Here is a 26,066-nt window from a genome sequence, read left to right as displayed (position 1 = left end):
AGTCGTTGAGGGGCTACAGAGAGCCTTACCGGAAACTAGCCGATTGGCAAGGGACAACCCTTACGGGCCTGGTCATTGGGGGTCGAACAGCACCGGCACCGAGGTCGGCGAACGAAAAACCTGCCCGCGGATGTGCGGGTCGTCCGCGTCGGGGTCGAGCCGCAGGTTCGGCAGGCGGTCGAGCAAAAGGTTGACGGCGGTGCGCATTTCCAGCCGCGCCAGGTGCATGCCGAGACAGACGTGCACGCCATGCCCCCAACCCAGGTGGGCCCTGGTCTGCCGAAAGATGTCGAACGTGTCCGGATCGGGGTAACGGTCTTCCTGCCGGTTGGCGGAGCCCAGCATCGGCATCACCGTCGAGCCTTCCGGTATCGGCACCCCGCCGAGTTCGGTGTCGCGGGTCGCCACCCGGGTGATGGTCAGCAGCGGCGGTTCCCAGCGCACCCCCTCCTCGATCGCCTGCGGCAGCAGCGACCGGTCCGCACGGATGGCTTCCAGCTGGGCGGGATTCGACAGCAGCGCGAGCAGCAGGCTGCCCAGCGACCGGTACGTCGTCTCGACCCCGGCGGGCAGCAGCAGCCGCAAAAACGAGTAGATCTCCTCGTCCTCGAGCTTCTCCCCGTCGATCTCGGCCTGGGCCAGCGCGCTGATCAGGTCATCCTTGGGCTCGGCCCGTCGGGCCTGCAGGATCGGTGCGAAGTACTCGCAGAGCGCAGCCGAGGCGGCGAGGCCGCGTTCGGGGTTCAGGATCCAGCTGAGCAAGGAGATCGACCACCGCTGGAACTGGGGATAGTCCTCCACCGGCAAGCCCAGCAGGCCCGCGATGATCTGACTGGGGTAGTCGAAGGTGAATTCCTTGACCAGGTCGGCCTTGCCGTTCGCCGCGAACTTGTCGATCAGGCGGTTGCCCACCCGTCCGACGAGCTCGTCTTCCCAGCGCGTCAACGCCTTCTGCGAGAACGCCTTTGACACCAGTGACCGCAGCCGGCCGTGCACCGGTTCGTCCATGCCGAGCATGACGCGCTCCCCCAGCACCGGCCCGAACGCGGCGATGACGGCCGCCGACGAGAACGTCTGGTTATCGCGCAGCATCTGCTGGGCTTCCTCGTGGCGGTAGACGATGAAGACCGGCTTGGATTCCTCGTGCGGCATCCCGGAGACGTCCAGGCGCTGGATGGGCTCCTCGCGGCGCAGCCGCGCCAGTTCCGTGTACGGGTCGCGCACGTCGCCGGAGACCGCGTCGTCGAAGGCGCCGAAGTCCTCCAGATCGTCGAAAAGCTGTTCCACTATTTCCCCTCGTTTCCGTCGCGGCGCTTCGCCACCAGCCCAGCCAGGCGTTGCAGCACCGGCTGCGGCAAAACACGCGCCGCGATTACCATCGCCCGTTGGGCGGCCGTCAACGGCCACGCCCCACCCCGCATCGAGCCCTGCCTCGGTATCCCGAGCGCCAACCGCGACATGTGGTGCATGCCGGAAGCCGGCAGGATCCTGTTGGCTACCAACAGCATCGACGCGTCCGGCCCGACGCCGCGGCGGCGGAAAGCCCCCTGGTCCTGCAGCGCTTTGAGCAGGCCGTCAGTGAACCGCTCGGGCGGCCGGGCCAATCTCATCGCGGCCCTTCCCCGGCTGTTCATGGTGTTGTGCAGCCGGGCGTACGGACCGCCGAAGTCGCGATTGTCGGTGGTTCCCGCGTCGGTGATGATCTCGGTGTCGTACATGCCGGCGACCAAGACGGTGACACCCAGACCGAAGGGCGCGATCTCGCCCGCCATCGACTCCCCCCAGCGCTCCAGGGCGCCCTTGGCCGACGAGTACGGCGCGGTGGCCGGCTGTCCGCGCACTCCTGCGGCGCTGGACACCAGGACGATCCGCCCCTGGCCGGCCGCCCGCATCGAGGGCAGCAGGGCCTGGGTGAACGCGACGGGCCCAAGCACACTGGTGGCAAACATGTTCTGCCACAGGACCATGTCGGTCTCCTCGACCATCCCGGCCGCGGAGATCCCGGCGTTGTGCACCAGCCCGTAGGGCGCCCCGACGGCCTCGTCGATGGCCTTGGCCGCCGCGGCGATCGACGCGGGGTCGAGCAGGTCGAGCTGCACGCCAATCAGCAGGTCGTCGCCTTCGCCGGCGCCCGTCGCTTGTCTTAGCAGCGGCATCCCACGGTCGGGCGTCCGCATCGCCGCGACCACCCGCCACCCTTCGCGGTACAGGCGCACCGCGGACGCGAACCCCAGACCCCGGGACGCGCCGGTGATGACGACGGTGCGCGGCTCAGCCATGCGGGCTCGGGGTTGCGCAGGCGCCCACGCCCGGCGGTGGCGGGTCGACATGAGGCCGCCCCTTGGGCTCGCCGCTTGCCCAGGTCGACCAGATGCCTACGGAGTAAGGGCCCTGCGCGCCAGCTTGCTGGTAATAGCCTTGCGGGTCATACACTTTCGCCTCTGGATAGGGCCACGGGCACGCGACGGAGGTCGCCGCGTGGCTGACCTTGATGACCCAGAACCACGCCCCGTAAGCGAAGTAGGACACGTTGATGATGGCGAACATCACCAGGAACGTGCCGAGCACCGGACGGGTCGGGAAGATCCGGGCCTTCGCGGCCAGCTTCTCGCCCACCGATTTACCGGTGTCGTCGCGGTAGCACAGTATCGCCGCCGGAACCATCACGAACGTCACCGAGAACGACTCCCAGATCAGCGGGAACTGGAAGGTCGTCCCGGTGAACACCGAGCCCCACGGAATCACCTGCGAGTAGATGTACATGCCCATGTGGACGAGCTGGATTTCCAACCAGGCGTCGAAGACGAAGCCGATCGCACAGGTCAGCACGCCCAGGCTGACCAACGGGTGCCGCGACACGAACGCCGTCGGCCCGTACTTGGCCTGCAGTTTGCGCAGAATCCAGACGGCCGGGAAGTACGGTCCGAAATAGAAGGTGACGTAACCGAATACGACGAACGGCTCGACGGTCGGCGACAGCGAGACCAGCGGCCAGGACTCCGGCCAGTGAATGAGATCGGGGTTGTACACCGCGAACGGGGACCAGTTCATGATCGGGTCCTGCCACACGATCAGCGTGGTGCACAGGAACATCAGCATCACCGGGCTGCCCGGGTTGCGCCGCCAACCCCGGATGAAGACCACGAGCAGGACGAGCAGCATGATGACGGTCGAGATGTGCAGGAAGGTGATGTAGTCCAGCCCGAAGATGAACCTCACCGGACGGGGCCGCCCCCGCACGTTCGGGTTGGCGACGCGCGGGTCCAGGGCGACGCGACAGTTCGCGATGAAAAAGAGCGCGAATGCGGCGAGCGCGACCGCCGCGATCCAGCCGCCCCAGCTTTGCTTCTCGGGACCTCGCCGGGGTGCCGGATCGTGTTGTGCGACAAGCGGTGCGGATTGATCAGTGCTCATGTCTTTGTCCGCCTCACTCCCCGAAGCGATCGACCAGGTGCGAATTGGTGCCGTCGGCGTCCAGGGTCCGGGCCACCAGGTAGCCTGCGCCCATCCACGCGCGGCGCGTCCACTTCCCGAAGGAAACGCGCGTGCCGGGCGCGCCCGAAGCGGCGGGCATCATCTTGACCCGCTCCAGCGCCTCTTTGACGCCGCGGGGGCTGAGCGGGTGGGCATCGGAAAACGCGCGGACGAGGGTGGCGGCAACGTCATGGTTGACCACCGACACGCAATACTCGGGCCGGCTGCCGTCGTACTTCTGCGCGTAACGGTCGAGGAAGTCCTGGCCGAGCCGGTTCTCCTCGTCGTACTGGTCGACCCCGACCCAGCCCATGAATGCGTTCCACATGATCGGGTTCACCCAGGCGTTCTGGAATGCGGTGGTGGCGAAACGCGGCGGATCCCAATCCACGGCCTGTAGAGCGGGATTGATGAAGACGATGCCGAAGCCAAACCCCAGATGCACGACCGCCTCGGACTTGGCATCGTGCAGCGTGCGGACGGCGTCGTTGATGTCATGCGCGGTCTGGGCGATCGCCGCCTCCGCGACGATGCGAATGCCCTTGCGGCGGCATGCGGTTCGCAGGTTCTTCAGATAACTCTCGCCGATCAGGTTCTGCTCCACGAGAACACCGATTTCGGAGAGTCCGCGTTTGGCGACGAGGTCGGCGATGAAGATCGGCTCGTCGGTCATCGACCCCTGCGGGAACGCGAAGGTCCATTCGCCCAGCCAGTCGTCGGTGCCGGTGACGCTGATCGCCGGCACCTTGAACCGCTCCTCGATCGCCTCGCGGGTCGGCACGCAGTTGTCGGTGATGTGCGGCCCGAAGACCACCAGGCAGCCCTCGTCGACGAGTTCCCGGAATGCGTCGATCACGGCCTTGACCGAACCTTTGGGCAGGCCCTCCACTTCGCGGTAGATCATCTGCACGGGGCGATCGATCAGGCCCTGTTCAAGAGCTTCTTCGAAGATGAGGTCGAAGCACCGCGTGAAACTCGCCATCAGTTCCTCGGGGAATCCCGGCGGCAGGGTGAAGTCCATCAGGTAGCCGACCTTGATCGGCTCGGCGCTGCTCTCGTAGGACATCCGACCTCCCGAACTTCACGCGCGCCGATTGATGTAACCAAATATTTGTTCAGACCCTAGCTGCGGCGGTTTAGAGCGTCAATCATTCGCCCGCTCGCCCAGATAGATCTCGATCATCTCGCCCAGCGCCCTGCCCACCGCGACGTCGTCGGTGAGCGGTCCCGCGATCGCGGCACGGGCTGCCTCCCGCATGGTGAGTCCTTCTGCCACCAGCCTGCCCGCGGCGATCAGCACGCGGGTCGAAGCGACCTCGCGCAGGCCGCCGGTTTCCAACCGGCGGATGGCCTGCCCCAAGCGCACCAGCTCCGCTGCGGTGGCGTCGTCCACACCGGCCTCGTGTGCGACGATGCCCTCTTCGACATCGGCTGCGGGGAAATCGAATTCGATGGCGACCATCCGCTGGCGAGTGGAATCCTTGAGGTCTTTGAGCACGCTCTGGTAACCGGGGTTGTAGGACACCACCAGGCCGAACCCGGGCGCCGCGTCCAGCGTGATGCCGAGACGCTCGATCGGCAACTGCCTCCGGTGATCCGCGAGTGGATGCAAGACCACGGTGGTGTCCTGCCGGGCCTCCACCACCTCGTCGAGGTAGCAGATCGCGCCTACGCGCACCGCCCGCGTCAGCGGGCCGTCCACCCACACGGTTTCATCGCCCTGCAGCAGGTACCGGCCGACCAGGTCGGCCGTGGTCAGGTCGTCATGGCAGGCGACGGTGATGAGTGGCCGGCCGAGATCATGGGCCATCGCCTCGACGAAACGCGTCTTGCCACAGCCCGTGGGCCCCTTCAAGACGAGGGCCAGACCCTGGCGGTACGCCGCCTCGAAGATGGCTTCCTCACCGCCGATCGCCTTGTAGTACGGGCGCGACCCGTCGGCCTCGGGCATCGCGCCGTTGCGGTGCACCAGCCCGGACTCGTTGGCCATAGCGTCCCCTCTGCTAACCCACGGTGAATGGAGCCTATCGTGGAACAGATATTTGTTTCAAGTCGACTGACGAGCGCGTTTGTGTTCGAGGGTCGATCTCCATGCCGTGTCATGACACTCGGCGCCGAACCTCGGCCGAACGCAGCGCGGACCGGAACAGCAGGCCGATCACGCCCGCGAGTTGGTCCGGGCGCGCGATCGTCGCGTGCGCGGCGCTACCGAACACCCGCCGCAGCGACTGCACGTCGGTGCCCGCGCCGATGGTCAGGCAGACGCAGCCGGTGCCGCGGCGACGGGCCTCGGTCAAGGCGCGCCGCGCATCGGCGGCGCCGTAGGCCCGCTCGTAGCCGTGGTCGTAGGCCAGTCCGTCGGAGAGCACCACCAGCAGCCGACGCGACGTACCGCCGCGCGCCTCCAGCACCGCCGACCCGTGCCGGATGGCCGCGCCCAGGCGCGAATACGCGCCCGGCTCAAGGCTATTGAGCCGCCGCATGACCCTGGCGTCGAGGTGGTCGTCGAATCGCTTGACCGGCACCATGTTCACCGCGCGCCGGCCCTGCGAGTAGTAGGCGTAGAGCGCCACCCGGTCCCCCAAGTCATGCAGCGCGACCGTGAGGTTGGCGACCGCCGTGCGCTGGTGCTCGTGCACCGTGCGCCCGACCGTGCCGGGCTCCGCGGCCGAGCCCGACACATCGAGCAGCAGTAGCGCCGACAGGTCCCGCCGGCGCCGCAGGCTGTCGAGGTACACCGCCTCGTCGGGCACCGACCCCGCCAGCACTTCGACGCGGGCCTCGACCGCCGCGTCGATGTCGATGTCGTCGCCCTGCGGCTGCCGGTGGCGGCGGAGCAGGCCCATCCCGAGCCGTGACAGCGGGCGCCGCACACTGATCGCCGCTTCGATCGCGTGCATCGCCTCCGGTTTGATCTCGGCCTCGACCTCGCGCACGGTGCACCACGCCGGCCGGTACACCCTGCGTCCGGCGTCCCATTCCGGATACGTGACGCCGTCGGTGGACGCCGGCCGGTCCTGGCCCTCCCCGCTCGGCGCGGTGGCCAGCGACGCCACCGCCTGCGACCCGCGGTTGGCGGAGCTGGTTCGGTGCGTCGGGGTGTCCGCGCCGGGCCGCCCCCCGCGGCTGCCGGTCTTGCGCGCCGACGAGAGCATCTTCTTGAGCCACCTGCCGATGAGACCGCCGCTACCCACCGGGCTGGTGAACAGGTCGGGATCGTCGGAATCGTCGGTCTCGCGATCGTCCAGCTGCTCCAGATGCGCCGCATCCCGGTTCCTCGGGACATGTTCGGCACTCTCCCCGTCCCGGTGTTCGACCGCCCGGGCGGACGCGGCCAGCACCTTCGCGGGACGGATGACGCCGAATTCCGGTGCGGGATCGTCGATCGGCACCCGCCGGTGGGCAATCCGCAGCGACGCGGCGGGCGAGTCGCTGCGCCCCGCGGTGTCGCGGTCACCAAGGGACGCCAGAACGCCCGGCAGCAATCCGGCGTTGGCGGCGAGCGCGCGGTGCCCTTCCACCGCCAGGTAGCGCTGCGCCACCCGGGGCCGGCGCAGCAGGCGGCGCATCACGTCCGGATCCAGGCTGCCGGCCGCGATCATCGACGCCTGCACGGCAACGGCTTCGAGCTGCCGGCGCTGGCTCGCGCCCGCATCGATGTGAATGGTCTGGCCGTCGGTCCATGGTGGTTCGCCCGGACGCAGTTGGACGACGGCCACGGCTCGGCCCGCCAGAGCGGACGCGAGCATGCCGAGGCCCGGCAACCGGTCACCACGAACGTCGGTGGACACGTTCATCCTCCGAACCGCCTGGACTCCGTTGACCAAATATCTGTTCCACCGTAAAGTTCCGTGCCACCGCAGTCAATCAGGGCAAGGAGCCGTCGGTGCGTTCGGGCGCCTGGACGCGGTGATGAGCAACGTCGGCACCTTCGGCTGACGCTGCGCGCCGCCGCCGTTGTTGACCGGCTATCCGCTCAACCGTAAAGTCCGGCTAGGTCGCAAATTCACCAGGGAAACAAGGAAAAGTGGACTTTTCATACCCGGCGGAAGTTGAGCGGTTCCGCGTCGAGCTGCGCGACTGGCTATCGAAGAACCTGACCGACGAGCTGGTGGCCGCCCGCCGGCCCGCCGGACGCGATGACGCCGCCTTCGAGATGCTGCGCGCCTGGAGCGCCACGATGTCCGACGCGGGCTGGGCCGCGGTTTCGTGGCCTCGCGAGTACGGCGGCCGCGGAGCGACGGTTCTCGAGCAACTCGTCTACACCGAGGAAACCACGCGGGCCCGAGCCCCGATGCCGCTCAACGTCATTGGGCTGAACAACATCGCACCGGCGATCATGCAATACGGGACCGAGTCGCAGAAGCTCACGCTGCTCCCCCGCATGATGCGCGCCGATGACATCTGGTGCCAGGGGATGTCGGAACCCGAGGCGGGGTCCGATCTGGCCGCATTGCGTACCCGCGCGGTGCGCGACGGGGACGACTTCGTCGTCAACGGCCAGAAGATCTGGACGTCGCTGGGGCATCGGGCGGACTGGTGTCAGCTCTACGTGCGCACCGACCCCGAAGCGCCCAAGCACAAGGGCATCTCCTGCCTGATCGTCGACATGAGATTGCCGGGCATCGAGGCACGTCCGCTAGTGACGCTCAACGGCGACGCCGATTTCGCCGAGGTTTTCTTTCGTGACGTGCGCGTGCCGGCGGACGCATTGCTCGGTCCGCCGAACGCGGGCTGGCAGGTGGCCACCACCACGCTCAGCCATGAGCGGGCCGGGGCCGCCCGGCTCTACGCCGAAATGCAGGTGCGGCTCGAAGAATTGACCGACGACATCGCCGCGCACACCGCTGCGCTCGAAGACTCCGTGACGCTGCGGCGCCTTGGCGAAATCGCGCTGCGCATCAAGTATCTGGAAATCCTGTGCCAGCGGTCGATCTCGGCCACGCTGCATGGCGGTGACGCCCTCGGATCGGCCAGCCTCGCCAAGACCGTGTGGGGTGAGATCGGCCAGGACATGGCCGCGCTCGGCTTCGACGTGCTGGGCACGACCGAAGCCGGCGCGCCGTGGGCAAACTACCGACTGACGTCGCGCTCGCTGACCATCGCGGGGGGTACCAGCCAGATCAACAAGAACATCACCGCCCAGCGGGTGCTCGGGTTGCCACGCAGATGAACCTCGAACTCACCGACGAGCAGGTCGCACTACGCGACACCACCCGACGCTATCTCGCCGAAAAGGCCTCCATCCCTGACCATGTGCGCCCGTTGCTCGACGACCCGGCCGGCATCACCGAACCCGTGTGGCGCGGCCTGGCCGCACTCGGGACCACCGGCCTGTTGGTGCCAGAGGCCTACGGCGGCGCGGGCATGACGATCGTCGAGGCCGGAATCGTGGCCGAAGAGCTCGGTGCCGCCCTGCATCCGGGGCCGTGGTTGTCGACCGCGGTCGCCGCCGCCCGGACGCTGACTCGGCTCGGTCGTACCGACGCGGCGGCCGAGCTGTTGAGCGGGATTGCCGACGGCACCACGATCGCCACCGTCAGCTTCCTCGGTGCCGAAACCGCTTCGGTTGCCGCGAGCCGGCAAGGCAGCGACACCGTCGTACGGGGCGAGCTCGCCGCCGTCCCGGACGCCGCCGCCGCGGACGTGGTGTTGACACTCGCCGAGAACGACGGCGATCAAGTGCTTTTCGCGGTGCGGACAGACTCGCCGGGTGTTTCGGTCGCGCCTGAGCGTGGTATCGACCAGACCCGCAAGCAATTCCGCGTCACGTTCGACGCAGCACCCGCGCAACGACTGGCCGCGGCGTCTCCGAAGGATATCGCGGCGGTGGTCGACGACGTGCTGATCGCGACCGCCGCCGACGCACTCGGCGCCGCGCGAGCCATTATGGATAGCGCCATCGAATACGCCAAAACCAGAACGCAATTCGGCCAGCCGATCGGTTCGTTCCAGGCCGTCCAGCATCTGTGCGTCGACATGTTCGAGACCGTCGAGCTGGCCCGCAGCGGTGTCATCCACGCGCTCTGGGCCGCCGACAACGCCGAGCCTGACGAGCGACACCTGGCCGCGCTGCGTGCGAAGGCGTTCGCTGGGCGACTGGCCACTGTGGGTGACACGGCCATCCAGGTGTTCGGCGGGATCGGCTACACCTGGGAGCACGACGCGCACCTCTACCTGAAGCGACTGCTGAGCTGGAGCGCGTTCCTGGCTGGGCCCGATCGATACCTCACCGAACTGGGTGCGCGCCTTGCGAAGAGGGGTCGGCCGTGATGAATATCGAGTACCGCTCAGCGCCACCCGCTCGGCGTGCAGGACGCTCGACGTGGACGCAGCCGGTGGGCCGGCTGCGCGCTGCGCACACGTTCCGGCCCGCCCGTCGACGGCCGGTTAGCGAGGTGGTCGCTCGCGACAGTTGGGACGGCCCGGCGCTTTAGAATGGATCCGGCACCGCCGTTATGCAGCGCATTTGTTGCGCCGGGTCTGATAGCCTTTACCAAAGATTTGGTTCAGTGAGAGGGACGAATGCGAATGGATGCCCGTCCGCAGTCGTCCGGATGCGCGCACCGCTGATCATGCCGAAGGCGGAATCATTGCGAGCCGGCGCCACGGCCGATTTGGGCACGCGCCGCACCGAAATCCTGACCACCGCGGCCTCGTTGATCGCGCAGTCGGGATTGCGGACCTCCCTGCAGGAGATCGCCGACGCGGCGGGCATTCTTCCGGGCAGCCTCTATCACCATTTCGAATCCAAAGAGGCGATCCTCATCGAGTTGATCCACCGCTATCAGGAGGATCTGGACCGGATCGGGCAAGCCGCGCAAGCGAAGTTGGACAAACCCGACCCGCGCCCGGTTCCCGAGCAGATCGTCGAGCTGGGCTCGGCCATCGCCAACTGCGCCGTGCGACATCGCGCCGCACTGCAGATGTCGTTCTACGAGGGGCCGAGCACGGACCCCGAGTTGATGAAGCTGACCCGGCAGCGGCCGGTGGCGATTCAGGAGGCGACGCTGCAGACGCTGCGCGCCGGCAGGTGGAGCGGCTACATCAAACCCGATATCGATCTGCCCACGTTGGCCGATCGCATCTGCCAAACCATGTTGCAGGTCGGCCTCGACGTGATGCGGCACAAGTCCCCCGCCGACCAGGTGGCCGCGCTTCTTTGCCGAATCATGTTGCAAGGGTTGGCAACCCGGCCCCCAACCGACTCGGCGCTGGATGGGTCCAACGCCTTCGCCGCCGCCAGGGACGTCATCGACGCCTGGTCGGACGACAGCGAGGCCGACCCCAGCGATAAGGCGGCGCATGTCCGAGCGGTGGCGCGAGCGGAATTCGGCCGCAAGGGGTACGAGGCCACCACCGTCAGGGACATCGCCTCCGCGGCCGGGCTCGGCACCGGAACCGTCTATCGGGTGATCGGGTCGAAGGACGAGCTGCTCGCGTCGATCATGGAATCGTTCGGCCGGAAGGTCGAGGCGGGCTGGGTCAGCGTGCTGCGCTCGGAGTCCACGCCCATCGAGAAGCTGGACGCGCTGAGCTGGGTCAACGTCAATGCCCTGGATCGGTTCTCCGACGAATTCCGCATCCAACTCGCCTGGATGCGTCAATCTCCGCCGGACACTCCCAACCCGGGATGGCTATATGCAACCCGACTTCGGCAAATGAAAACGCTTCTGTCCGAAGGCGTCCGATCGGGGGAGATCAGGGTGGACGCGGCGTCCACCGCGATGCTGGCACGCTGCGTCATCGGCCTGCAGTGGATACCGGAGAACATCCTGGCCGATATCGGCAAGCACGCCGCGCTGGTGCACGTCCGCGACACGGTTCTGCGTGGCGTCGCGGTTCGCGCCGGGTAGGTATTGAACCAAAAAACTGTTACCCATACAGTTGGGCAATTAGAATCGCGTTGGCAGTGAACGAGAAGGGGATTTCCATGACAATCGTCGATCGGTTGCGCTACGACGGCAAGCGGGCTCTCGTCGTCGGCGGCGCCACCGGCATGGGTGCGGCCGCGGCCAAGTCAGCGGCCGAGCTCGGCGCCGAAGTGATCGTGATGGACTACGCTCCGGTGAACTACGACGTCGCCAAGTCCATCCAGGTGGACCTGCGCGATCCCGCGTCGATCGACGCCGCGCTCGAGCAGCTGGACGGTCCCGTCCACGCACTGTTCTCGGCCGCCGGCATCGCCGACGGGACCACCGACCTGATGGCCATCAACTTCATCGGCCACCGCCACCTCATCGACCGGCTCATCGAGAAGAACCAGCTGCCCTCGGGCTCGGCGATCTGCTTCATCTCCTCGGTCGCGGGCATGGGCTGGGAGAACGATCTGGACGTGCTGACCGAGTTCCTCGCCACGCCGGACTTCGCCTCGGCGCAGGAGTGGGTGAAAGCCCACGAGGCCGAAGGCATCATCCACTACGGCTTCTCCAAAAAGGTCGTCAACGCCTACGTCGCCACCCAGGGCTACCCGCTGCTGAAGAAGGGCATCCGGATCAACGCGATCTGCCCCGGCCCGACCGACACCCCGCTGGCCCAGGCCAACGCCGACCTCTGGCTCACCTTCGCGCAGGACTACCGCGAGGAGACCGGTTCGAAGGTGCACACCCCGGAGCAGATGGGCGACGTGATGGCGTTCCTCAACAGCGCCGCCGCGTTCGGCATCAGCGGGATCACCCTGCTGGTGGACTACGGGCACACGATGGCCTCGCTCACCAACGCCTATCCGCCGGGCAAGCCGATCATCGACATCATCATGGGGCGCGTCAAGCTCTAGTGGCGATCGCGAGCGCGGCCGCGGCGATCGCGAGCGCGGCCGCGGCGATCGCGAGCGCGGCGTAGCCGGGCGAAGCGGGTCGCCGCCAAGGCCTAGCCGGGCGAAGCGGGTCGCCGCCAAGGCCTAGCCGGGCGACGCGGGTCGCCACAATCGAGTGGCGGCGAGGGGCGCTCACACAGCCGAGTCTGGCTCGACGAGCAAGCGTTGCGGACTGCGGCCGAGGACGCGACGCCACGCGATGTGGGCCGGGTCCTCGACTAGCGACAGCCCGGGGTCTGCTTGGAGGACGGACCGCACGCACTCCTCCACCGCGACCTTCGCGAGTGCCGTACCCAGGCAGTAGTGCGCTCCGGCACCGAAGTTCATCAGCCGGGGCATCCCCGGGCGTGTGAAGCGTGCGGGGTGGAACCGGTCCGGCTCGGGCCACGCCAACCGGTCCCGGCATGCCGAGGCGATGCACAACAAGACGATCGATCCTGCCGGAATGGTCGTGTCGTGCAACTCGATCGGCGCAGTGGCGGTGCGCGGAATCAGGGGGATGCTGGGTTCGATGCGCATGGTCTCGGCGACCGCGCTAGCCAGCCGCGCATCATCCCCCGCTACCCCACTGAGCCGGTCGCGGTGCTGCAGCGTGACAAGCAGGCTGCATGGGATTTGACTTCCCGTCGTGTCATGGCCGGCGACAAGAAGATTCGCGATCATCGCCACGGCCTCGTCACGAGTCAACCTCTCCCCCTCGGCCTCCCCGGTCAGCAAACCGGTGATTAGATCCGAGGCTGGGTCTTCGGTCCGACGCTGCGCCAACGCCGCAACATAGCGACGCAATTCGACAATCGCTCTTGTTGCCTCCGCGATCTGGTCAGGAGTCATCACATAGAACACCGGGCTCAACGCATCCGCCCATCGCGAGAATGCACTGACATCGCTGTCCGGAACTCCAAGGAGGCGGCAAATCAACCGGGTTGCCAGGCCGGCACAGGAAGCCACCAGATCTCCGCCGTCCCTCGTTGCCGAAGCGATGGCGTCGGCGGCCAGCTCAGCGGCGGCCGGCCTCAGTTCCTCGACGGAGCGCGGCGTGAAGGCGCGGGAGACGAGCGATCGAAGGCGGCGATGATAGTCGCCCTCGGTGGTGACCATCAGCCCGCTGTACCAGTCGCGCAAGGGGCCGTCGCTGATCCCCATGAGATCGAACAGCGCCAGTCCGATTCCCTTCAGCCGCTCATCGCGGGCAAGCGTTTCGACGTCGCGCTGCCGCAGCACAACGGTCGCGCCGGTGATCTTGTCGGTCGCCAGCGGCCCACGCCGCGCCGCGTCGCCGAGTACCTCGTGCATGTGCATGGTGAAGCTGCCGGTCAGGTCCACCATCAGTTTCGAAGTCATCCCTAACATCCCTCCAATCGACTCACAGGCCGTGCTCGTGCCGCAAAATCTGCCCGGCGCGCTCGCCGATGATGACGCAGGGAGCCATGGTGTTTCCGGTGGTGACCCGCGGCATGACGGAGCCATCGGCGATCCGAAGGCCTTCGACGCCATACACTTTCAAGGAGCCATCGACCACTGACATGCTGTCCCGGCCCATCTTGGCTGTGCAGGTCTGGTGGTGATAAGTCGTGGCCTCGTTGCGGATAAAGCGCACGAGGTCCGCTTTGTTGAGGCTCCCCGGCATGACCTCGCGTTTGCTGAATCTACGAAGAGGGCCCGAATTGCCAAGGTCCCGACACAGTTCGAGACACGCGACCGCGGCGCTGAGGTCGTCGGGGTGTGAGAGGAGATTGGCGTGGATCCGCACCGGGTCGTTCGGGTCCGGCCCGGTCAGACGAATCTGTCCGCGGCTTTTCGGTCGCACCACCGCGCCATACATGCTCCAGCCTGACTCGGGCAGGCCGTATCGCTCGGCGTTCTTGTCACTGCAGAACGGAAACTCGAGTTGATAAGCCTGTAGATCCGGCGTGCGCAGACTCGCGTCGCTTCGGGCGAAGACGGTCATTTCCCCGCCGCTGTTGCGCCAGGGTAGCGGATCCCGGTACTCCCAGACACACGAGAAGCCCGGGTGATCCTGCAGATTTCGGCCGACCCCGGGCAAATGCTGGACGACCCGAATACCGTGGGATTGCAACTCAATCTGGTCGCCGATACCGGATTGCATCAGGACCTTGGGCGTGTGGATCGCGCCGAGCGAAAGAACCACTTCGGATTTCGCCTCGACGCGGTGCAGCCTGCCGCCGTGGAAGAACTCCACCCCGGTGGCACGCCCACCGTCAAGCGTCACCCGAGTAACCAACGCGCCCGCCAGAACGGTCAAGTTCGGCCTGTCCATCAGCGGGTACAGGTATGAGCGAAAGACCGACTGACGCAATCCATTACGGATACGCAGATCCACGAGCGACGCGCCGCCCCCGCCCTCCATCAGCTCGCCGTTCTGACTTGGGAAGGTCGGAATGCCCAGGGAACTTGCCGCTGCCAGTCCCGCATGCGCGATCGGACTAGGCTCAGTTGCCGATTCGACATACACCGGCCCGCCCGTGCCTCGGTGCTCGGGATCGGGAGCACCGTGCCAATCCTCGATTTCCCGATAGATGGCCAGCACCGAGTCATAGCTCCACTGCGGATCCTTGGCCTCGGAGGCGAAGTAATTCCAATCGTTTCTGTGACCCCGTGCCCACACCATGACATTGATGCTCGAACCGCCTCCCAAGACCTTGCCCATCGCGTACGGGATCGCTCGCCCGTTCAAGTGACAGTTCGGCTCGGCAGTGAAGTTCCAGTCGCGCTCACTTCCCAGATTCGCAAGCCACATCTCTGGATTCCTGATTTCGGGCCCGTCGTCGCAGCCACCGGCCTCGAGCACCAGGACGCTGGCGCCCGGGTTTTCGGCCAGCCGGCGGGCCACCACCGAGCCGGACGAGCCCGATCCGCACACGATGAAGTCGTATTGCCGCTTCAGCCGGCCAGCAAGTCGCCTCTGATTGCGGTGCACGCGGTCCGCGAATACCGCTGCAAGAAAGCCTCTTTCATCAGATGTCGATGTCATCTCGTCCTCGTCTCCTCAAATCGGCACGGCCGGTCATCGGCGTTCGTCGAAACCGCGCGCTTTGAGCCATGATTCATGGCTACACCGTCGGCGTGATCGCTGGCGATGCCCAACGCGGACGGGCGCGCCCAGCGGCCACCGCTCCGCGTTTTTTGGATAGCAAGGAGGACGCGGCCAACCCGCTCGGCGAGAGGGCGCACGGACACAAGCGATTACAAAACACCGGCGCGCCAGACAAATGACGAAGCCGGAACAGCCGATTAACGGCTAGAGCGCGTCAGTCGGCGCGAGCACGAAGTGTCTGGACGGGCGTTTCGCCAAATGTGGCCTGGTAGGCCGCGGCGAACCGGCCGAGGTGGCTCAGCCCCCAACGCTGGGCGACGGCCGCGACGGTGGTTTGCGAGGAATGCGCCGAACGCAGATCGGCGTGCGCACGGCGGAGCCTGACCGCACGAAGGTAAGCCATCGGCGACATCCCGAGGTGTCGCCGGAAACCTTCCTGCAATGCCCGCACGCTGACGTTGCATTGCCGCGCCAGAGCCGCGGTCGATAACGCCGACTGCGGCGCTCTCTCGATGATGTCGATCGCTTCGCGTACAGGTGCCGGTCCGGCGGGCCGTACCGAGGATGCCAACTCCTCGCGGTGGGGATGGTTCGCCACCAAGAGCAGACCATAGACGAGGCTCTCCGCCAGTCGGTCTAGAACGGCCCAGTGCCGCAGCGGGTTGTCTACGCGAGCCAGTTCGCGGTTGATCCAGAAAAGCTGACTCACCCAGCTCCGGGTGGGTTCATCGGCGAGCGGAAACGTCGGCTCGAAGGCGACGGGCGCGTCCAGCCGGCGCACCAAGAGCGTCTCGAGCGCACTGTCGACGACCAGTCGATCGATCTTGACCCCCAGGTGACGACTGCCGCCGGGCCATCGTGTCACCGCCAAGTCCGCATCGGGCCGGTATATCGACGCTGTCGTCGGAGACGACAGCAGCTCCTGCCCGAGGTGCTGCGACTCCAGCCAACCCTGAATGGGAATGTGTACGTAGTAGCTGTCGCGCCCCTCCGCGAAACCGAGCGACACGTCGGTGTCGTAGGCGAGATCGGCCAGCGTGATGGGCCCGACCTGCACGAGTCGTTGAGTGAAGCCGAAGCCCTTCGACGGACCGAGCAGGCGAAGTTTGTGGGAATGGAACGCCGATTCACACAGATGGATCGCGTGCTCCGGTGAGCGGGTGCGAAAGGTGGTCGATCCGTCGCCGCTAGAAGTCACGCTTCCCATCGTTCCCCTCTCCGCCGACAGGCTGATTCGTTTCAAGGTACGGGCGAGCGGGGCCATCGGTTCATTCCGTCGCTGTCCGGGGGCGGCGGACCCACCGGCTATGCCTGGATCCAGGGATGCGACGCCTTGCTATGTGGAGAGCTCTCCGGTAACGTCTGCTCGCGGTAGCGGAGAGTTCTCCGGTTCGGGCGTGAGAAGGAGGGATTCGTGCGATACATCAAGCTAGGCAACACAGGTCTTGACGTGTCTCCCATCGCGATCGGAGCCATGACTTACGGCGACCCCCAAAGGGGACATCCGGTGTGGTCGTTGCCAGAGGACGAGTCGCGGGCCCTGATCAAGCACGCAATCGAGGCTGGCATCAATTTCTTCGACACCGCGAACATGTACTCGCAAGGGTCAAGTGAAGAGATCCTTGGGCGCGCACTGCGCGACTACGCAGACCGCGACGACATCGTCATCGCCACGAAGTTGAGGCACCCGATGCGTTCGGGCCCGAACGGAAAAGGGCTGAGCCGTAAGGCGATCATGAGCGAGATCGATCATTCGCTGCGCCGGCTTGGCACTGATTACGTCGACCTCTACCAGATCCACCGCAACGATCACACCACGCCGCTGGAGGAGACCCTCGAGGCCCTGCACGACCTGGTGAAAGTCGGCAAGGTTCGCTATCTGGGCGCCTCGTCGATGCCGGCGTGGGAGTTCTCGAAGGCTCTTCATACGCAACGCGCGAATAGCTGGGCCCGATTCGTATCGATGCAGAATCACTACAACCTGCTCGCCCGCGAAGAGGAACGAGAGATGGTTCCGCTCTGCCTCGACGAAGGCGTGGGCATGATTGTCTGGAGTCCGCTGGCGCGCGGACGACTTGCTCGAGCATCGCAGCACGCGAAGTCCACCGCACGCTCGTCGAACGACGGCTTCGCCGATATGCTTTACGCGACTCCCGACCCACGGTCCGATGCCGCCATCGTCGACGCCGTCGGCGTCGTCGCCGAACGGCACGGCGTCAGCCGCGCACAGGTGGCGTTGGCGTGGTTGCGTGCCAAACCCGCAGTGACGGCACCCATCGTCGGGGCAAGCGCTGTCGGTCAGATCGAGGATGCCGTTGCCTCGCTGACTATCCGGCTCACCCAGGACGAAATGCAGATGCTGGAGGCGCCGTACACTCCGCGCTACGACTTCCAAGGCATCTCCGACGATGCCCAGTTGCAGGCGGTTGCGGCGCGGATACCCCGACTGTCTCCCACCCACTAGGCGCGGCAAATCGCCTCGACCGCAACGGAGCTTATGCTCGCGACTGAGAATGTTTCGCGACGGGCAGGAAAGGCCGGTCTGTGGCACACGACGGAGTCGTCCGGATTCGTTCCGACGCATTGCGAAATCGGGAGCTGATCCTCGAGGTCGCGCACGACGCCTTCGCAGAGTCAGGAACGACATCCATGAACGAGATCGCCAAACGGGCGGGTGTCGGCGCGGGAACCTTGTACCGCCACTTCCCGACGCGCGAAGCGTTGATCCTTGCGGTATACCGTCACGACGTCGAGCGACTGGTGAGTTCGGTGCCCAGGTTGCTGCGCGCCCACCCGCCGCTAGATGCCCTGCGCGCATGGTTCCTCAAGCTCGCCGAATACATTCGCCTGAAACACGGCCTTGGGGAGGCCCTCGACAGCGCCGCGGCCCAAGAGGTCATCAGTCAGACCTATGCGCCCGTGGTCGCCGCAGTCGGCGAGTTGCTGGATGCCTGCGCGGCGGAGGGATCGCTTCGGTCCGGCCTTGATCCCGCAGACGTGGTGCTGCTCATGAGCTTCCTCTGGCGGGTGGGAGAAGGCGCAGAGGGCAAGCGGCAAGCGAAGCGGATTATGGAACTAGCGATCGACGGACTTCGGGGTCGCTGACGCGGCCACGCGCGGCGCCTCATCACGGTCCGCTTTGACGTCGGTACCGTCGAAGGCATGGCACGAATCATCATCATCGGCGGCCACGGCAAGGTCGCGCTGCAGCTCGCCCGCATCCTGAGCGAACGGGGCGACGAGGTGAGTTCGGTGTTCCGCAACCCCGACCACTCCGACGACGTCGCCGCCACCGGCGCCACGCCCGCGGTGGCCGACATCGAGCGGCTGGACACGAGTGCGCTGGCCACTCGGCTGGCCGGCCACGACGCGGTCGTCTTCTCCGCCGGGGCCGGCGGCGGCAACCCGGCGCGCACGTACGCCGTCGACCGTGATGCGGCCATTCGGGTGATCGACGCCGCCGCGCAGACCGGCGTCAAGCGGTTCGTGATGGTGTCGTACTTCGGTGCTGGCCCGAATCACGGTGTACCGCCGGACGATCCGTTCTTCCCCTACGCGGAGTCCAAGGCCGCGGCGGACGCCCACCTGCGCGCCAGCGGCCTGGACTGGACCGTGCTCGGACCGGGCCGGCTCACCTTCGAGCCTGCGACCGGACGAATCGAGATCGACGGGGAAATGCGCGAAGTCTCGCGTGCGGACGTCGCACTCGTCATAGCCGCCGCACTGGCGGAAGATGCCACGATCCGCCGGACCATCGACTTCAACAACGGCGACGTCCCGATCGCCGACGCGCTGGCGAGCTGACCGCTGAGGAGACGCGCAATAACGCTTGACTGTCCGGTCTACCCGGGCTTGGTGCCGGTCGGTGCCCGGTGCTTAAGGTTGCGCGGGAGCGGGCGCAGGCGCCTTTCCCGACAGGCACTGCTGAAGCTCCGGACTACCGGGGGCGAAGTCGAAGCCGCAGTTGCAGTCGTGAGCGTCCTTGGGCGGGAGCGCATTGCAGAAATCCGTGCCGGCCCAGGCCGATGGCGCGGTCCAGATGAGCCCAGCGGCTAAGGTCGCCACCGCAGCGCCGAACGTGGATGTCAAAACCCTCGTCTTCATGTTGGGATTCCTTTTCTGGCGGTGAAGCATTTGTACCAGTGCGGACGGTTCCGCGCTGTGTTTGACGGGCGAGCTAACCGGCCACGCGCTGGCGAGCTGACCCGCGCGACGGGCGTAGACTGCGCTACGCAGCTGGTCTGCCGTCGCCGCACCCCGCGGCTTCGGCATCGAGCGAGGCGGGTTAGTAACGCCTCGCGAGAGGGAACCCGGTGAGAGCCCGGGACTGTCCCGCAGCGGTATGCAGGAACGACCGCCGTCACCCAAGCACTGGTCGCAAGACCGGGAAGCGATGGCCACTAGGAACTGCCCGGCTCGCCAGCGGCCCTTTACGGGCCGCATGGTCGGCCGGTCAGGAGCACCAGCCGGTGCGCGCCTGCGAGTCCGAAGACCTGCCAGCTGTGTCGGGCGCGCCGCGCCCGGCGGCTCATCGCCTCGTGGAATGGGCGGATGGCCGCGTCGGTTGCGGTTTATGTACGTAAGGTGCGCACCGCAGCCGGATCGGCCTGCGTCCGCAATGGCGGTGACCACCCCGTCGATTGAAGGACGAATATCATGACCTCTCAACCATTTACCGCCACGGTCGTCGGCTCCCCCCGCATCGGCCCGAAGCGCGAACTCAAACGTGCCACCGAAGGCTACTGGGCCGGAGGCACCAGCCGCTCCGAGCTGGAATCCGTTGCCGCCACGTTGCGCCGCGACATGTGGGCCGGCCTCGCCGCCGCCGGCCTGGACTCGGTACCGGTGAACACCTTCTCCTATTACGACCAAATGTTGGACACCGCGGTGATGCTCGGCGCCCTGCCGCCGCGGGCCGCCCAGGTGTCGGACGACCTCGATCGCTACTTCGCCGCCGCCCGCGGCAACTCCGATGTGGCACCGCTGGAGATGACCAAGTGGTTCGACACCAATTACCACTACCTGGTTCCCGAAATCGAGTCCGCGACCGCGTTCGCGCTCAACCCGGACAAGGTGCTTTCCGAGTTAAAAGAGGCTCTTGGGCAAGGTATTCCCGCGCGGCCGGTCGTGATCGGGCCGATCACCTTCCTGCTGTTGAGCAAGGCGGTCAACGGCGGCGGCGCACCGATCGAGCGGCTCGAGGAGCTGGTGCCGGTTTACTCCGAGCTGCTCTCGCTGCTCGCCGACAACGGGGCGCAGTGGGTGCAATTCGACGAGCCGGCACTGGTGACCGACATCTCCCCCGACGCCCCGGCGCTGGCCGAGGCCACCTACAACGCGCTGGGCAAGGTGAGCAACCGCCCCGCCATCTACGTCGCCACCTACTTCGGTGACCCCGGCGCCTCGCTGGCCGGGCTGGCCCGCACCCCGGTCGAGGCGATCGGCGTCGACCTGGTTTACGGCGCCGACGCGGCGGTGGCGGGCATCCCGGAGCTGTCCGGCAAGACCCTGGTGGCGGGCGTCGTCGACGGGCGCAACATCTGGCGCACCGACCTGGAGGCGGCGCTCGGCAAACTGACCACCGTGTCGGGTTCCGCTGGGGCGGTTGCCGTCTCAACGTCGTGCTCCACGATGCACGTGCCGTACTCACTGGAACCCGAGACCGATCTGGACGACGCGCTGCGCAGCTGGCTGGCGTTCGGGCAGGAGAAGGTGGCCGAGGTCGTGACGCTCGCGCGCGCCCTGCGCGACGGGCGCGAGGCCGTCGCGGACGAGTTCGCGGCGTCCAACGCGGCGGTGTCGTCCCGCAAGAGCGATCCCCGGCTGCACAACGACGAGCTGCGGGCCCGCATCGACTCGGTCGTCGCCACCGGCACCCACCGCGGGGATGCGGCGGAGCGCCGCGCCAGCCAGGAAGCCAGGCTGCACCTGCCGCCGCTGCCAACGACGACCATCGGCTCCTACCCGCAGACCTCCGCGATCCGCAGGGCGCGCGCGGCGCTGCGGGCCGGCGAGATCGACCAGGCGGAGTACGAGAAGCGGATGCGCAAGGAGATCGCCGACGTCATCAAGCTGCAGGAGGAGCTGGGTCTCGACGTGCTGGTGCACGGCGAGCCGGAGCGCAACGACATGGTGCAGTACTTCGCCGAGCAGTTGGAGGGCTTCTTCGCGACACAAAACGGATGGGTGCAGTCGTACGGAAGCCGCTGTGTGCGTCCGCCGATCCTCTACGGCGACGTCATCCGTACCCACCCGATGACCGTCGAATGGATCTCCTACGCGCAGTCGCTGACCGACAAGCCGGTGAAGGGCATGCTGACCGGTCCGGTCACGATCCTCGCCTGGTCGTTCGTCCGCGACGATCAGCCGCTGGCCGACACCGCCAATCAGGTGGCGCTGGCCATCCGCGACGAGACCGTCGACTTGCAATCCGCGGGCATCGCCGTCATCCAGGTCGACGAACCGGCGCTGCGTGAGCTGCTGCCGCTGCGCCGCGCCGATCAGGAGGACTACTTGCGTTGGGCCGTGGGATCTTTCCGGTTGGCCACCTCGGGCGTGGCCGACTCCACGCAGATCCACACCCACCTGTGCTATTCGGAGTTCGGTGAGGTGATCGGGGCCATTGCCGACCTGGACGCCGACGTCACGTCCATCGAGGCGGCGCGCTCACACATGGAGGTGCTGGACGACCTCAACTCGATCGGCTTCTCCAACAGCGTCGGGCCGGGCGTCTACGACATCCATTCCCCAAGGGTGCCGAGCACCGCCGAGATGGCGGAGTCATTGCGCGCGGCACTGAGAGCGGTTCCCGCGGAACGGCTCTGGGTCAACCCCGATTGCGGACTCAAGACGCGCAACTCCGACGAGGTCACCGCTTCGCTGAAGAACATGGTCGCAGCGGCGCGGGAGGTCCGGGCCAGCGCCTAACCGAGTGTCACGCCAGCGTGGCACTCAGTCCCGAGCGTCACGCTGGCGTGGTCTCGCGAGCGGACCTGGTCAGGCCGACACCACCTCAACGGGAACGTCGTCGGCCCACGGCTGCCGCGTCACCATGTCCGCAACCCGGACGAAGCCGCGCTCGAATTCGCCGGTCGCCGCGTCCACCAACCGGTACGCCTGCGTCTGCTTGTGGATGGGCTGCGCGTCGAGCAGCACGACCCGCACCTCGCCCGGCTCGAAGTGGCAACGCTCCTGCAGCGCGGCGATCAGCTGCTCGTTGTGCATGTGGCCGTCGCCGAAGTTCCAGCCGATCGCGGTGCTGCATATGCGTTCGCCGTCAGTCAGCACATAGTCGTCCTCGTTCTGGCCGGCCATCGCGCGATGCGCCAGGGTGAACAGCGCACGGCCGTGAGTGTTGAACCCGCGGAACGCATATCCCATGTAGAGCGGGATCTGCGCGGCCTCCGGGCTGCCGTAGAACCGCTCCAGCTGGGCCTGCGGCATGCTGGCGATCGCCACGATGCCCCTGGCGATCTTGTCGCTCGCCGATCCCTTGATGCACCACAGCGTGGTGTCCCAGTTGCCGGCGTAGTACCTCATCCCCGGCAGGAACGAGACCTTGCGGGGAAACATGTTGCCCACCAAGACGATTCCCGCGAGGACGACGAACAGAATCGCCACCACCACCGGGTGCCTCAGGTCGCGCAGGCCCAGGCGGGCGTGCGCGACGAACAGCGACAGCACACCGAAGATCATGAAGACGTTCCATTCCAGCGGCACGCCCATCGGGATCGACACCAGGATCCCCAGGTGGAAGCAGACCATGACGATGGCGGCGACGGTGATGGGCCAGCCGCTGTGGCAGAAGAACAACGGCAGCGGCACCAGCATCTCGATGGCAGTGCTCAGGTGCGCCAGCCACCGCGACAACCGCCCGGGCCGCAGATCGTCCGGGAACTTCTCAAAGAATTGCCGCTTCAGCCAGCGGGGCCGCACCAACGGATTGTTGGACATCATCGTGGAGATCACGAACGGGAAGTGCTTGTTGAGCTTCGACGTGGCGGCGCCCATCCAGATGACCAGGAACACCACCTTGGACCCGACGATCATGTCCACCCCGCCGAAGAGGAACGTCACCGCCATCGTCGCGTAGACCTCGCCGCGCGCGGCCAGGAAGATCACCTTGTCTCGCAAGCCGAGCACGCCGAGCAGCAGCAGGATGAGCACGATCTTCCAGGCTGGCAGCAGCCCGACCGTGGTGCCGAGCTCGGGCATCGGGCCGGTGCCGTCGGCGAACAGCGCGCTCAGCGTCACGAGCAGGAACAGCGCGTACAGCGCGACGTCGACCGGCTTGCGCTTGGTGCCCTCGGTAAGCGGGACCCGGTTCGGCCAGGGTGGTAGCCGGATAGTGCCGAACCGCATCCAGTACAGGATCGAGCCCATGGGCGGGAAGAACCGGTTGTTCAGCGGGCCGAAGCCGCAACCCAGCCCGATCACCTCGAACAGCATCGTGTACAGCACGACCTTCTCGAACACGATCGGCTCCGACCACCACGACGCGACGTGGGTGAACCCGCCGAGTCCCCTGGTGGCCGAGGCGAAGACCCACGCGCCAAGGATGTAGAGCAGGATTTTGGCCACGTAAAACAGGTGCAGCGCGACCGGCGTGCCGAAGCCCACCTCGGCCCAGTGCTTGGCCATCGGCCGGATCTTCTCGCTACGGGTGCCCTTGTTCCACTCGGCCATGTCGAGCTGCGGCAGCTCAGGCTTGAGAAATCCCATGGTGGTCAGGTTAGAACGTGTTCTAGCTCCGCGGCACGCGAGCCGCGCAAGAATTCTTTGCTCGCGCCTCGCCCGCCGGATACCGTGAAACCGGATCGGCGCGGCCCTTAGGAGGCGTCCACCATGAGCATGTTCCGACTCGCCATATCGGCCGCGGCGCTGGCGACGCTCGCCGCTGTCTCACCGGTTGGCGTCGCCCGCGCCGACACCCCTGGGCCCGGTGATTCCTGCACGGTGTTGGACGCCACCACCCAGGACGTTAACGGCCGGACGATGTGGTGCAACCCCACGATGACCGGTGCGCACGACCTGGTGTGGCAGTACGGCGGACCCGCCGAAGCCACGGCCGCCCGCGTTTGAGACATGAGCCGACGGCGGGAGATCCGCCGCGGATTTCACTCACCGAAGAGACCCGGCGCGATCGCGGGCGCCCGCTCGAGCACCCGGGGGTCGACCCTGAGATTCAGCGCGCCGAGGTCGCCCGCCCGCAGGTCGGCCAGCGCGCCCACCGCGGCCAAAAACCTCTCCCGCTCAGCCGGTTCGACGACGGCGCCCGCTAGCTCGGTGAACTTCTGGACGTACTGCGGGCGCCGGAACGGCCGCGCGCCCAACGGATGGGCATCCGCGACGGCCAACTCGTCGACGATCACGTCCCCGCTCTTCATCGTGACCTCGGCGCGCGCCCCGAACGCCTTCTCCGCCGGATCCGCGGAGTGATAGCGGCGGGTCCACTCCGGATCCTCGAGCGTCGAAATCTTGTGCCACAGTTCGACGGTGTCGGGCCGGTGGGCGCGTTCGGCGGCGTAGGACCGCTCGTGGTGCCAACTCCCGTCCTGCAGCGCGACGGCGAAGATGTAGGGCAGCGAGTGGTCGAGCGTTTCCCGCGACGCGTCCGGGTCGAACTTCTGCGGATCCCCCGAGCCCGTCCCGATCACGACGTGGGTGTGGTGGCTGGTGTGCAGCACGATGGTCGCGATCTCGCCGAGGTCGTCGATCCGCTCGCGGAGCCGCCGCGCCAGGTCGATCGGCGCCTGGCTCTGGTATTCGGCCGAGTGCTCCTTGGTGTAGCTGTCCAGGATGGCGCGCTTGGGCTCGCCGGGAGCCGGCAGCGGCACCCGATATTCGCGGTCGGAGCCGCCCAGCAGCCAGGCGATCACCCCGTCCTCGCCTTCCCAGATGGGCGCGGGTGACCCCTCGCCGCGCATCGCGCGATCCACCGCCTCGATGGCGACCTTGCCCGCGTGCGCGGGGGCGAAGGCCTTCCAGCTGGAGATCAGCCCCTTGCGCGACTGGCGGGTGCTGGTGGTCAGGTGCAGCGCCTGCCCGACCGCCTGGTAGATCGTCTCGGTGTCCAGCCGCAGCATGGCACCGATACCGGCGGCCACGGACGGGCCCAGATGCGCGACGTGGTCAATCTTGTGCTCGTGCAAGCAGATTCCGCGGGTCAGGTCGATCTGGATCTCGTATGCGGTGACCACGCCACGGATCAGGTCGGCGCCCGCCAGTTCCAGCTGCTGGGCCACCGCGACCAGCGGGGGAATGTTGTCGCCCGGGTGGGAGTATTCGGCGGCCAAAAACGTGTCGTGAAAGTCGAGTTCGCGCGCCGCGACGCTGTTGGCCCAGGCCGCCCACTCCGCCGAATACGTCCCGCCGACACCGAAAACCCAGGCCCCCCGCCGCGCCGGATGGGCCAGCGCCTGCTGCCGCGCCACCGTGACGGGCCTCCGCAGCACGGCGGCGGCGCTGACGGCCGCGTTGTCGATGATCCGGTTCGCCACCATCTCGGCGGGTTCCGGCTCGACAGGAACCGGGTCTGCGGCGACTTCGGCGATCTTGGCCGCCAAATGGTCGGCGCGGGGAAAATCCTCGGAGCTGCGCCGCGCGCGAACCGTATGCGTCAACACACCCGCACCCTATGACCAACGCGCGCAGAAATCTGAGTTAACCCACCACCATCGGCGCCGCCCGCGGTGTAGTTTGCTGCTGGGGCGGGACATAGGT

The 26,066-nt window shown here is 66.9% G+C and carries 20 protein-coding genes, 1 pseudogene and 1 riboswitch; of the genes and pseudogenes, 10 read left to right on the top strand and 11 right to left on the bottom strand.

All coding sequences use genetic code 11. From position 1 onward, the window contains the following. Positions 1-72: 72 nt before the first annotated feature. The 6 genes from BRW65_RS24995 to BRW65_RS24970 form a co-directional block, all read right to left on the bottom strand. On the bottom strand, positions 73-1,287 hold the full coding sequence (locus BRW65_RS24995; RefSeq protein WP_073879227.1) for a cytochrome P450: 1,215 nt from the start codon (positions 1,285-1,287) through the stop codon (positions 73-75). After that, a complete protein-coding gene (locus BRW65_RS24990) occupies positions 1,287-2,279 on the bottom strand; it encodes an SDR family NAD(P)-dependent oxidoreductase (RefSeq protein ID WP_073879274.1) in 993 nt (330 codons plus the stop codon). The genes BRW65_RS24995 and BRW65_RS24990 overlap by 1 nt, the downstream gene beginning before the upstream one ends. After that, a complete protein-coding gene (locus BRW65_RS24985; protein ID WP_073879225.1) occupies positions 2,272-3,414 on the bottom strand; it encodes a spirocyclase AveC family protein in 1,143 nt (380 codons plus the stop codon). Before BRW65_RS24985 ends, BRW65_RS24990 begins: the two co-directional genes overlap by 8 nt. Positions 3,415-3,427: 13 nt before the next feature. Further along, positions 3,428-4,540, bottom strand: coding sequence for an ABC transporter substrate-binding protein (locus BRW65_RS24980; RefSeq protein WP_073879223.1), 1,113 nt, complete (start codon positions 4,538-4,540; stop codon positions 3,428-3,430). 78 nt (positions 4,541-4,618) lie between these two features. Further along, positions 4,619-5,464: a CbbQ/NirQ/NorQ/GpvN family protein gene (locus BRW65_RS24975; protein ID WP_073879221.1), complete on the bottom strand. Its 846-nt coding sequence runs from the start codon at positions 5,462-5,464 to the stop codon at positions 4,619-4,621. Positions 5,465-5,573: 109 nt separating this feature from the next. After that, the gene (locus BRW65_RS24970; RefSeq protein ID WP_073879220.1) at positions 5,574-7,271 is read right to left on the bottom strand and encodes a nitric oxide reductase activation protein NorD; all 1,698 of its coding nucleotides are present in this window, start codon (positions 7,269-7,271) and stop codon (positions 5,574-5,576) included. Between the two features lie 230 nt (positions 7,272-7,501). Here BRW65_RS24970 and BRW65_RS24965 point away from each other — a divergent pair, with 230 nt between their 5' ends. From BRW65_RS24965 to BRW65_RS24950, 5 genes and pseudogenes are all read left to right on the top strand, one after another. Further along, positions 7,502-8,647 (top strand): acyl-CoA dehydrogenase family protein, encoded by a 1,146-nt coding sequence (locus BRW65_RS24965; protein WP_073879218.1) that lies wholly within the window; start codon positions 7,502-7,504, stop codon positions 8,645-8,647. Next, positions 8,644-9,747 (top strand): acyl-CoA dehydrogenase family protein, encoded by a 1,104-nt coding sequence (locus tag BRW65_RS24960; RefSeq protein ID WP_073879216.1) that lies wholly within the window; start codon positions 8,644-8,646, stop codon positions 9,745-9,747. The genes BRW65_RS24965 and BRW65_RS24960 overlap by 4 nt, the downstream gene beginning before the upstream one ends. 62 nt (positions 9,748-9,809) lie before the next feature. Beyond that, a pseudogene (locus BRW65_RS32450) lies at positions 9,810-9,911 on the top strand (nitroreductase family protein); the annotation flags it as partial. Between the two features lie 138 nt (positions 9,912-10,049). After that, positions 10,050-11,330, top strand: coding sequence for a TetR/AcrR family transcriptional regulator (locus BRW65_RS24955; protein ID WP_073879272.1), 1,281 nt, complete (start codon positions 10,050-10,052; stop codon positions 11,328-11,330). A gap of 77 nt (positions 11,331-11,407) precedes the next feature. Further along, positions 11,408-12,250, top strand: a complete 843-nt coding sequence (locus BRW65_RS24950) for an SDR family oxidoreductase (protein WP_073879270.1) — start codon at positions 11,408-11,410, stop codon at positions 12,248-12,250. A 171-nt stretch (positions 12,251-12,421) separates the two neighbouring features. On the opposite strand, the gene BRW65_RS24945 is transcribed toward BRW65_RS24950, so the two are convergent. The 3 genes from BRW65_RS24945 to BRW65_RS24935 all read right to left on the bottom strand — a co-directional run bounded on the left by BRW65_RS24945 (position 12,422) and on the right by BRW65_RS24935 (position 16,542). Continuing rightward, on the bottom strand, positions 12,422-13,630 hold the full coding sequence (locus BRW65_RS24945) for a cytochrome P450 (RefSeq protein ID WP_073879215.1): 1,209 nt from the start codon (positions 13,628-13,630) through the stop codon (positions 12,422-12,424). A 22-nt stretch (positions 13,631-13,652) separates the two neighbouring features. Further along, entirely contained in the window at positions 13,653-15,281 is a 1,629-nt protein-coding gene (locus tag BRW65_RS24940) for a GMC family oxidoreductase (protein ID WP_084187980.1), read from the bottom strand. A gap of 277 nt (positions 15,282-15,558) precedes the next feature. Continuing rightward, complete coding sequence (locus tag BRW65_RS24935; protein WP_167374090.1) at positions 15,559-16,542, bottom strand: AraC family transcriptional regulator; 984 nt, start codon at positions 16,540-16,542, stop codon at positions 15,559-15,561. Positions 16,543-16,758: 216 nt separating this feature from the next. Here BRW65_RS24935 and BRW65_RS24930 point away from each other — a divergent pair, with 216 nt between their 5' ends. The 4 genes from BRW65_RS24930 to metE all read left to right on the top strand — a co-directional run bounded on the left by BRW65_RS24930 (position 16,759) and on the right by metE (position 22,271). Then, positions 16,759-17,808, top strand: a complete 1,050-nt coding sequence (locus tag BRW65_RS24930; protein WP_073879212.1) for an aldo/keto reductase — start codon at positions 16,759-16,761, stop codon at positions 17,806-17,808. A gap of 80 nt (positions 17,809-17,888) precedes the next feature. Beyond that, on the top strand, positions 17,889-18,449 hold the full coding sequence (locus tag BRW65_RS24925; protein WP_073879209.1) for a TetR/AcrR family transcriptional regulator: 561 nt from the start codon (positions 17,889-17,891) through the stop codon (positions 18,447-18,449). Positions 18,450-18,506: 57 nt separating this feature from the next. Further along, positions 18,507-19,148 (top strand): SDR family oxidoreductase, encoded by a 642-nt coding sequence (locus BRW65_RS24920; protein ID WP_073879207.1) that lies wholly within the window; start codon positions 18,507-18,509, stop codon positions 19,146-19,148. A gap of 461 nt (positions 19,149-19,609) precedes the next feature. Further along, positions 19,610-19,859, top strand: a riboswitch (cobalamin riboswitch). Positions 19,860-20,000: 141 nt separating this feature from the next. Further along, positions 20,001-22,271, top strand: coding sequence for a 5-methyltetrahydropteroyltriglutamate--homocysteine S-methyltransferase (gene metE, locus BRW65_RS24915; RefSeq protein WP_073879199.1), 2,271 nt, complete (start codon positions 20,001-20,003; stop codon positions 22,269-22,271). 69 nt (positions 22,272-22,340) lie between these two features. Here the strand turns inward: metE and BRW65_RS24910 are convergent, their stop codons facing one another. After that, the gene (locus BRW65_RS24910) at positions 22,341-24,065 is read right to left on the bottom strand and encodes a DUF3556 domain-containing protein (RefSeq protein ID WP_073879197.1); all 1,725 of its coding nucleotides are present in this window, start codon (positions 24,063-24,065) and stop codon (positions 22,341-22,343) included. A 123-nt stretch (positions 24,066-24,188) separates the two neighbouring features. On the opposite strand from BRW65_RS24910, the gene BRW65_RS24905 reads away from it, so the two are divergent. Next, positions 24,189-24,425 carry a hypothetical protein gene (locus tag BRW65_RS24905; RefSeq protein ID WP_073879195.1) on the top strand — a complete coding sequence of 79 codons (237 nt, stop codon included), beginning with the start codon at positions 24,189-24,191 and terminating at the stop codon, positions 24,423-24,425. A gap of 35 nt (positions 24,426-24,460) precedes the next feature. Here the strand turns inward: BRW65_RS24905 and prpD are convergent, their stop codons facing one another. After that, a complete protein-coding gene (prpD, locus tag BRW65_RS24900) occupies positions 24,461-25,969 on the bottom strand; it encodes a 2-methylcitrate dehydratase PrpD (RefSeq protein ID WP_073879193.1) in 1,509 nt (502 codons plus the stop codon). Positions 25,970-26,066: the final 97 nt, after the last annotated feature.

Source organism: Mycobacterium paraffinicum (assembly GCF_001907675.1).
GTDB classification, from domain to species: domain Bacteria; phylum Actinomycetota; class Actinomycetes; order Mycobacteriales; family Mycobacteriaceae; genus Mycobacterium; species Mycobacterium paraffinicum_A.
Note: the sequence above shows the minus strand (reverse complement) of the source record. Positions and strands in the feature narration are given on the sequence as shown.

Excerpts from the sequence above, each read along its gene's own strand:
- metE (WP_073879199.1), top strand. The coding sequence starts at position 20,001 with ATGACCTCTCAACCATTTACCGCCACGGTCGTCGGCTCCCCCCGCATC.
- BRW65_RS24950 (WP_073879270.1), top strand. The coding sequence starts at position 11,408 with ATGACAATCGTCGATCGGTTGCGCTACGACGGCAAGCGGGCTCTCGTC.
- BRW65_RS24980 (WP_073879223.1), bottom strand. The coding sequence starts at position 4,540 with ATGTCCTACGAGAGCAGCGCCGAGCCGATCAAGGTCGGCTACCTGATG.
- BRW65_RS24940 (WP_084187980.1), bottom strand. The coding sequence starts at position 15,281 with ATGACATCGACATCTGATGAAAGAGGCTTTCTTGCAGCGGTATTCGCG.
- BRW65_RS24955 (WP_073879272.1), top strand. The coding sequence starts at position 10,050 with ATGCCGAAGGCGGAATCATTGCGAGCCGGCGCCACGGCCGATTTGGGC.
- BRW65_RS24920 (WP_073879207.1), top strand. The coding sequence starts at position 18,507 with ATGGCACGAATCATCATCATCGGCGGCCACGGCAAGGTCGCGCTGCAG.
- BRW65_RS24910 (WP_073879197.1), bottom strand. The coding sequence starts at position 24,065 with ATGGGATTTCTCAAGCCTGAGCTGCCGCAGCTCGACATGGCCGAGTGG.
- BRW65_RS24970 (WP_073879220.1), bottom strand. The coding sequence starts at position 7,271 with ATGAACGTGTCCACCGACGTTCGTGGTGACCGGTTGCCGGGCCTCGGC.
- BRW65_RS24905 (WP_073879195.1), top strand. The coding sequence starts at position 24,189 with ATGAGCATGTTCCGACTCGCCATATCGGCCGCGGCGCTGGCGACGCTC.
- BRW65_RS24985 (WP_073879225.1), bottom strand. The coding sequence starts at position 3,414 with ATGAGCACTGATCAATCCGCACCGCTTGTCGCACAACACGATCCGGCA.
- BRW65_RS24990 (WP_073879274.1), bottom strand. The coding sequence starts at position 2,279 with ATGGCTGAGCCGCGCACCGTCGTCATCACCGGCGCGTCCCGGGGTCTG.
- BRW65_RS24945 (WP_073879215.1), bottom strand. The coding sequence starts at position 13,630 with ATGACTTCGAAACTGATGGTGGACCTGACCGGCAGCTTCACCATGCAC.
- BRW65_RS24975 (WP_073879221.1), bottom strand. The coding sequence starts at position 5,464 with ATGGCCAACGAGTCCGGGCTGGTGCACCGCAACGGCGCGATGCCCGAG.
- BRW65_RS24960 (WP_073879216.1), top strand. The coding sequence starts at position 8,644 with ATGAACCTCGAACTCACCGACGAGCAGGTCGCACTACGCGACACCACC.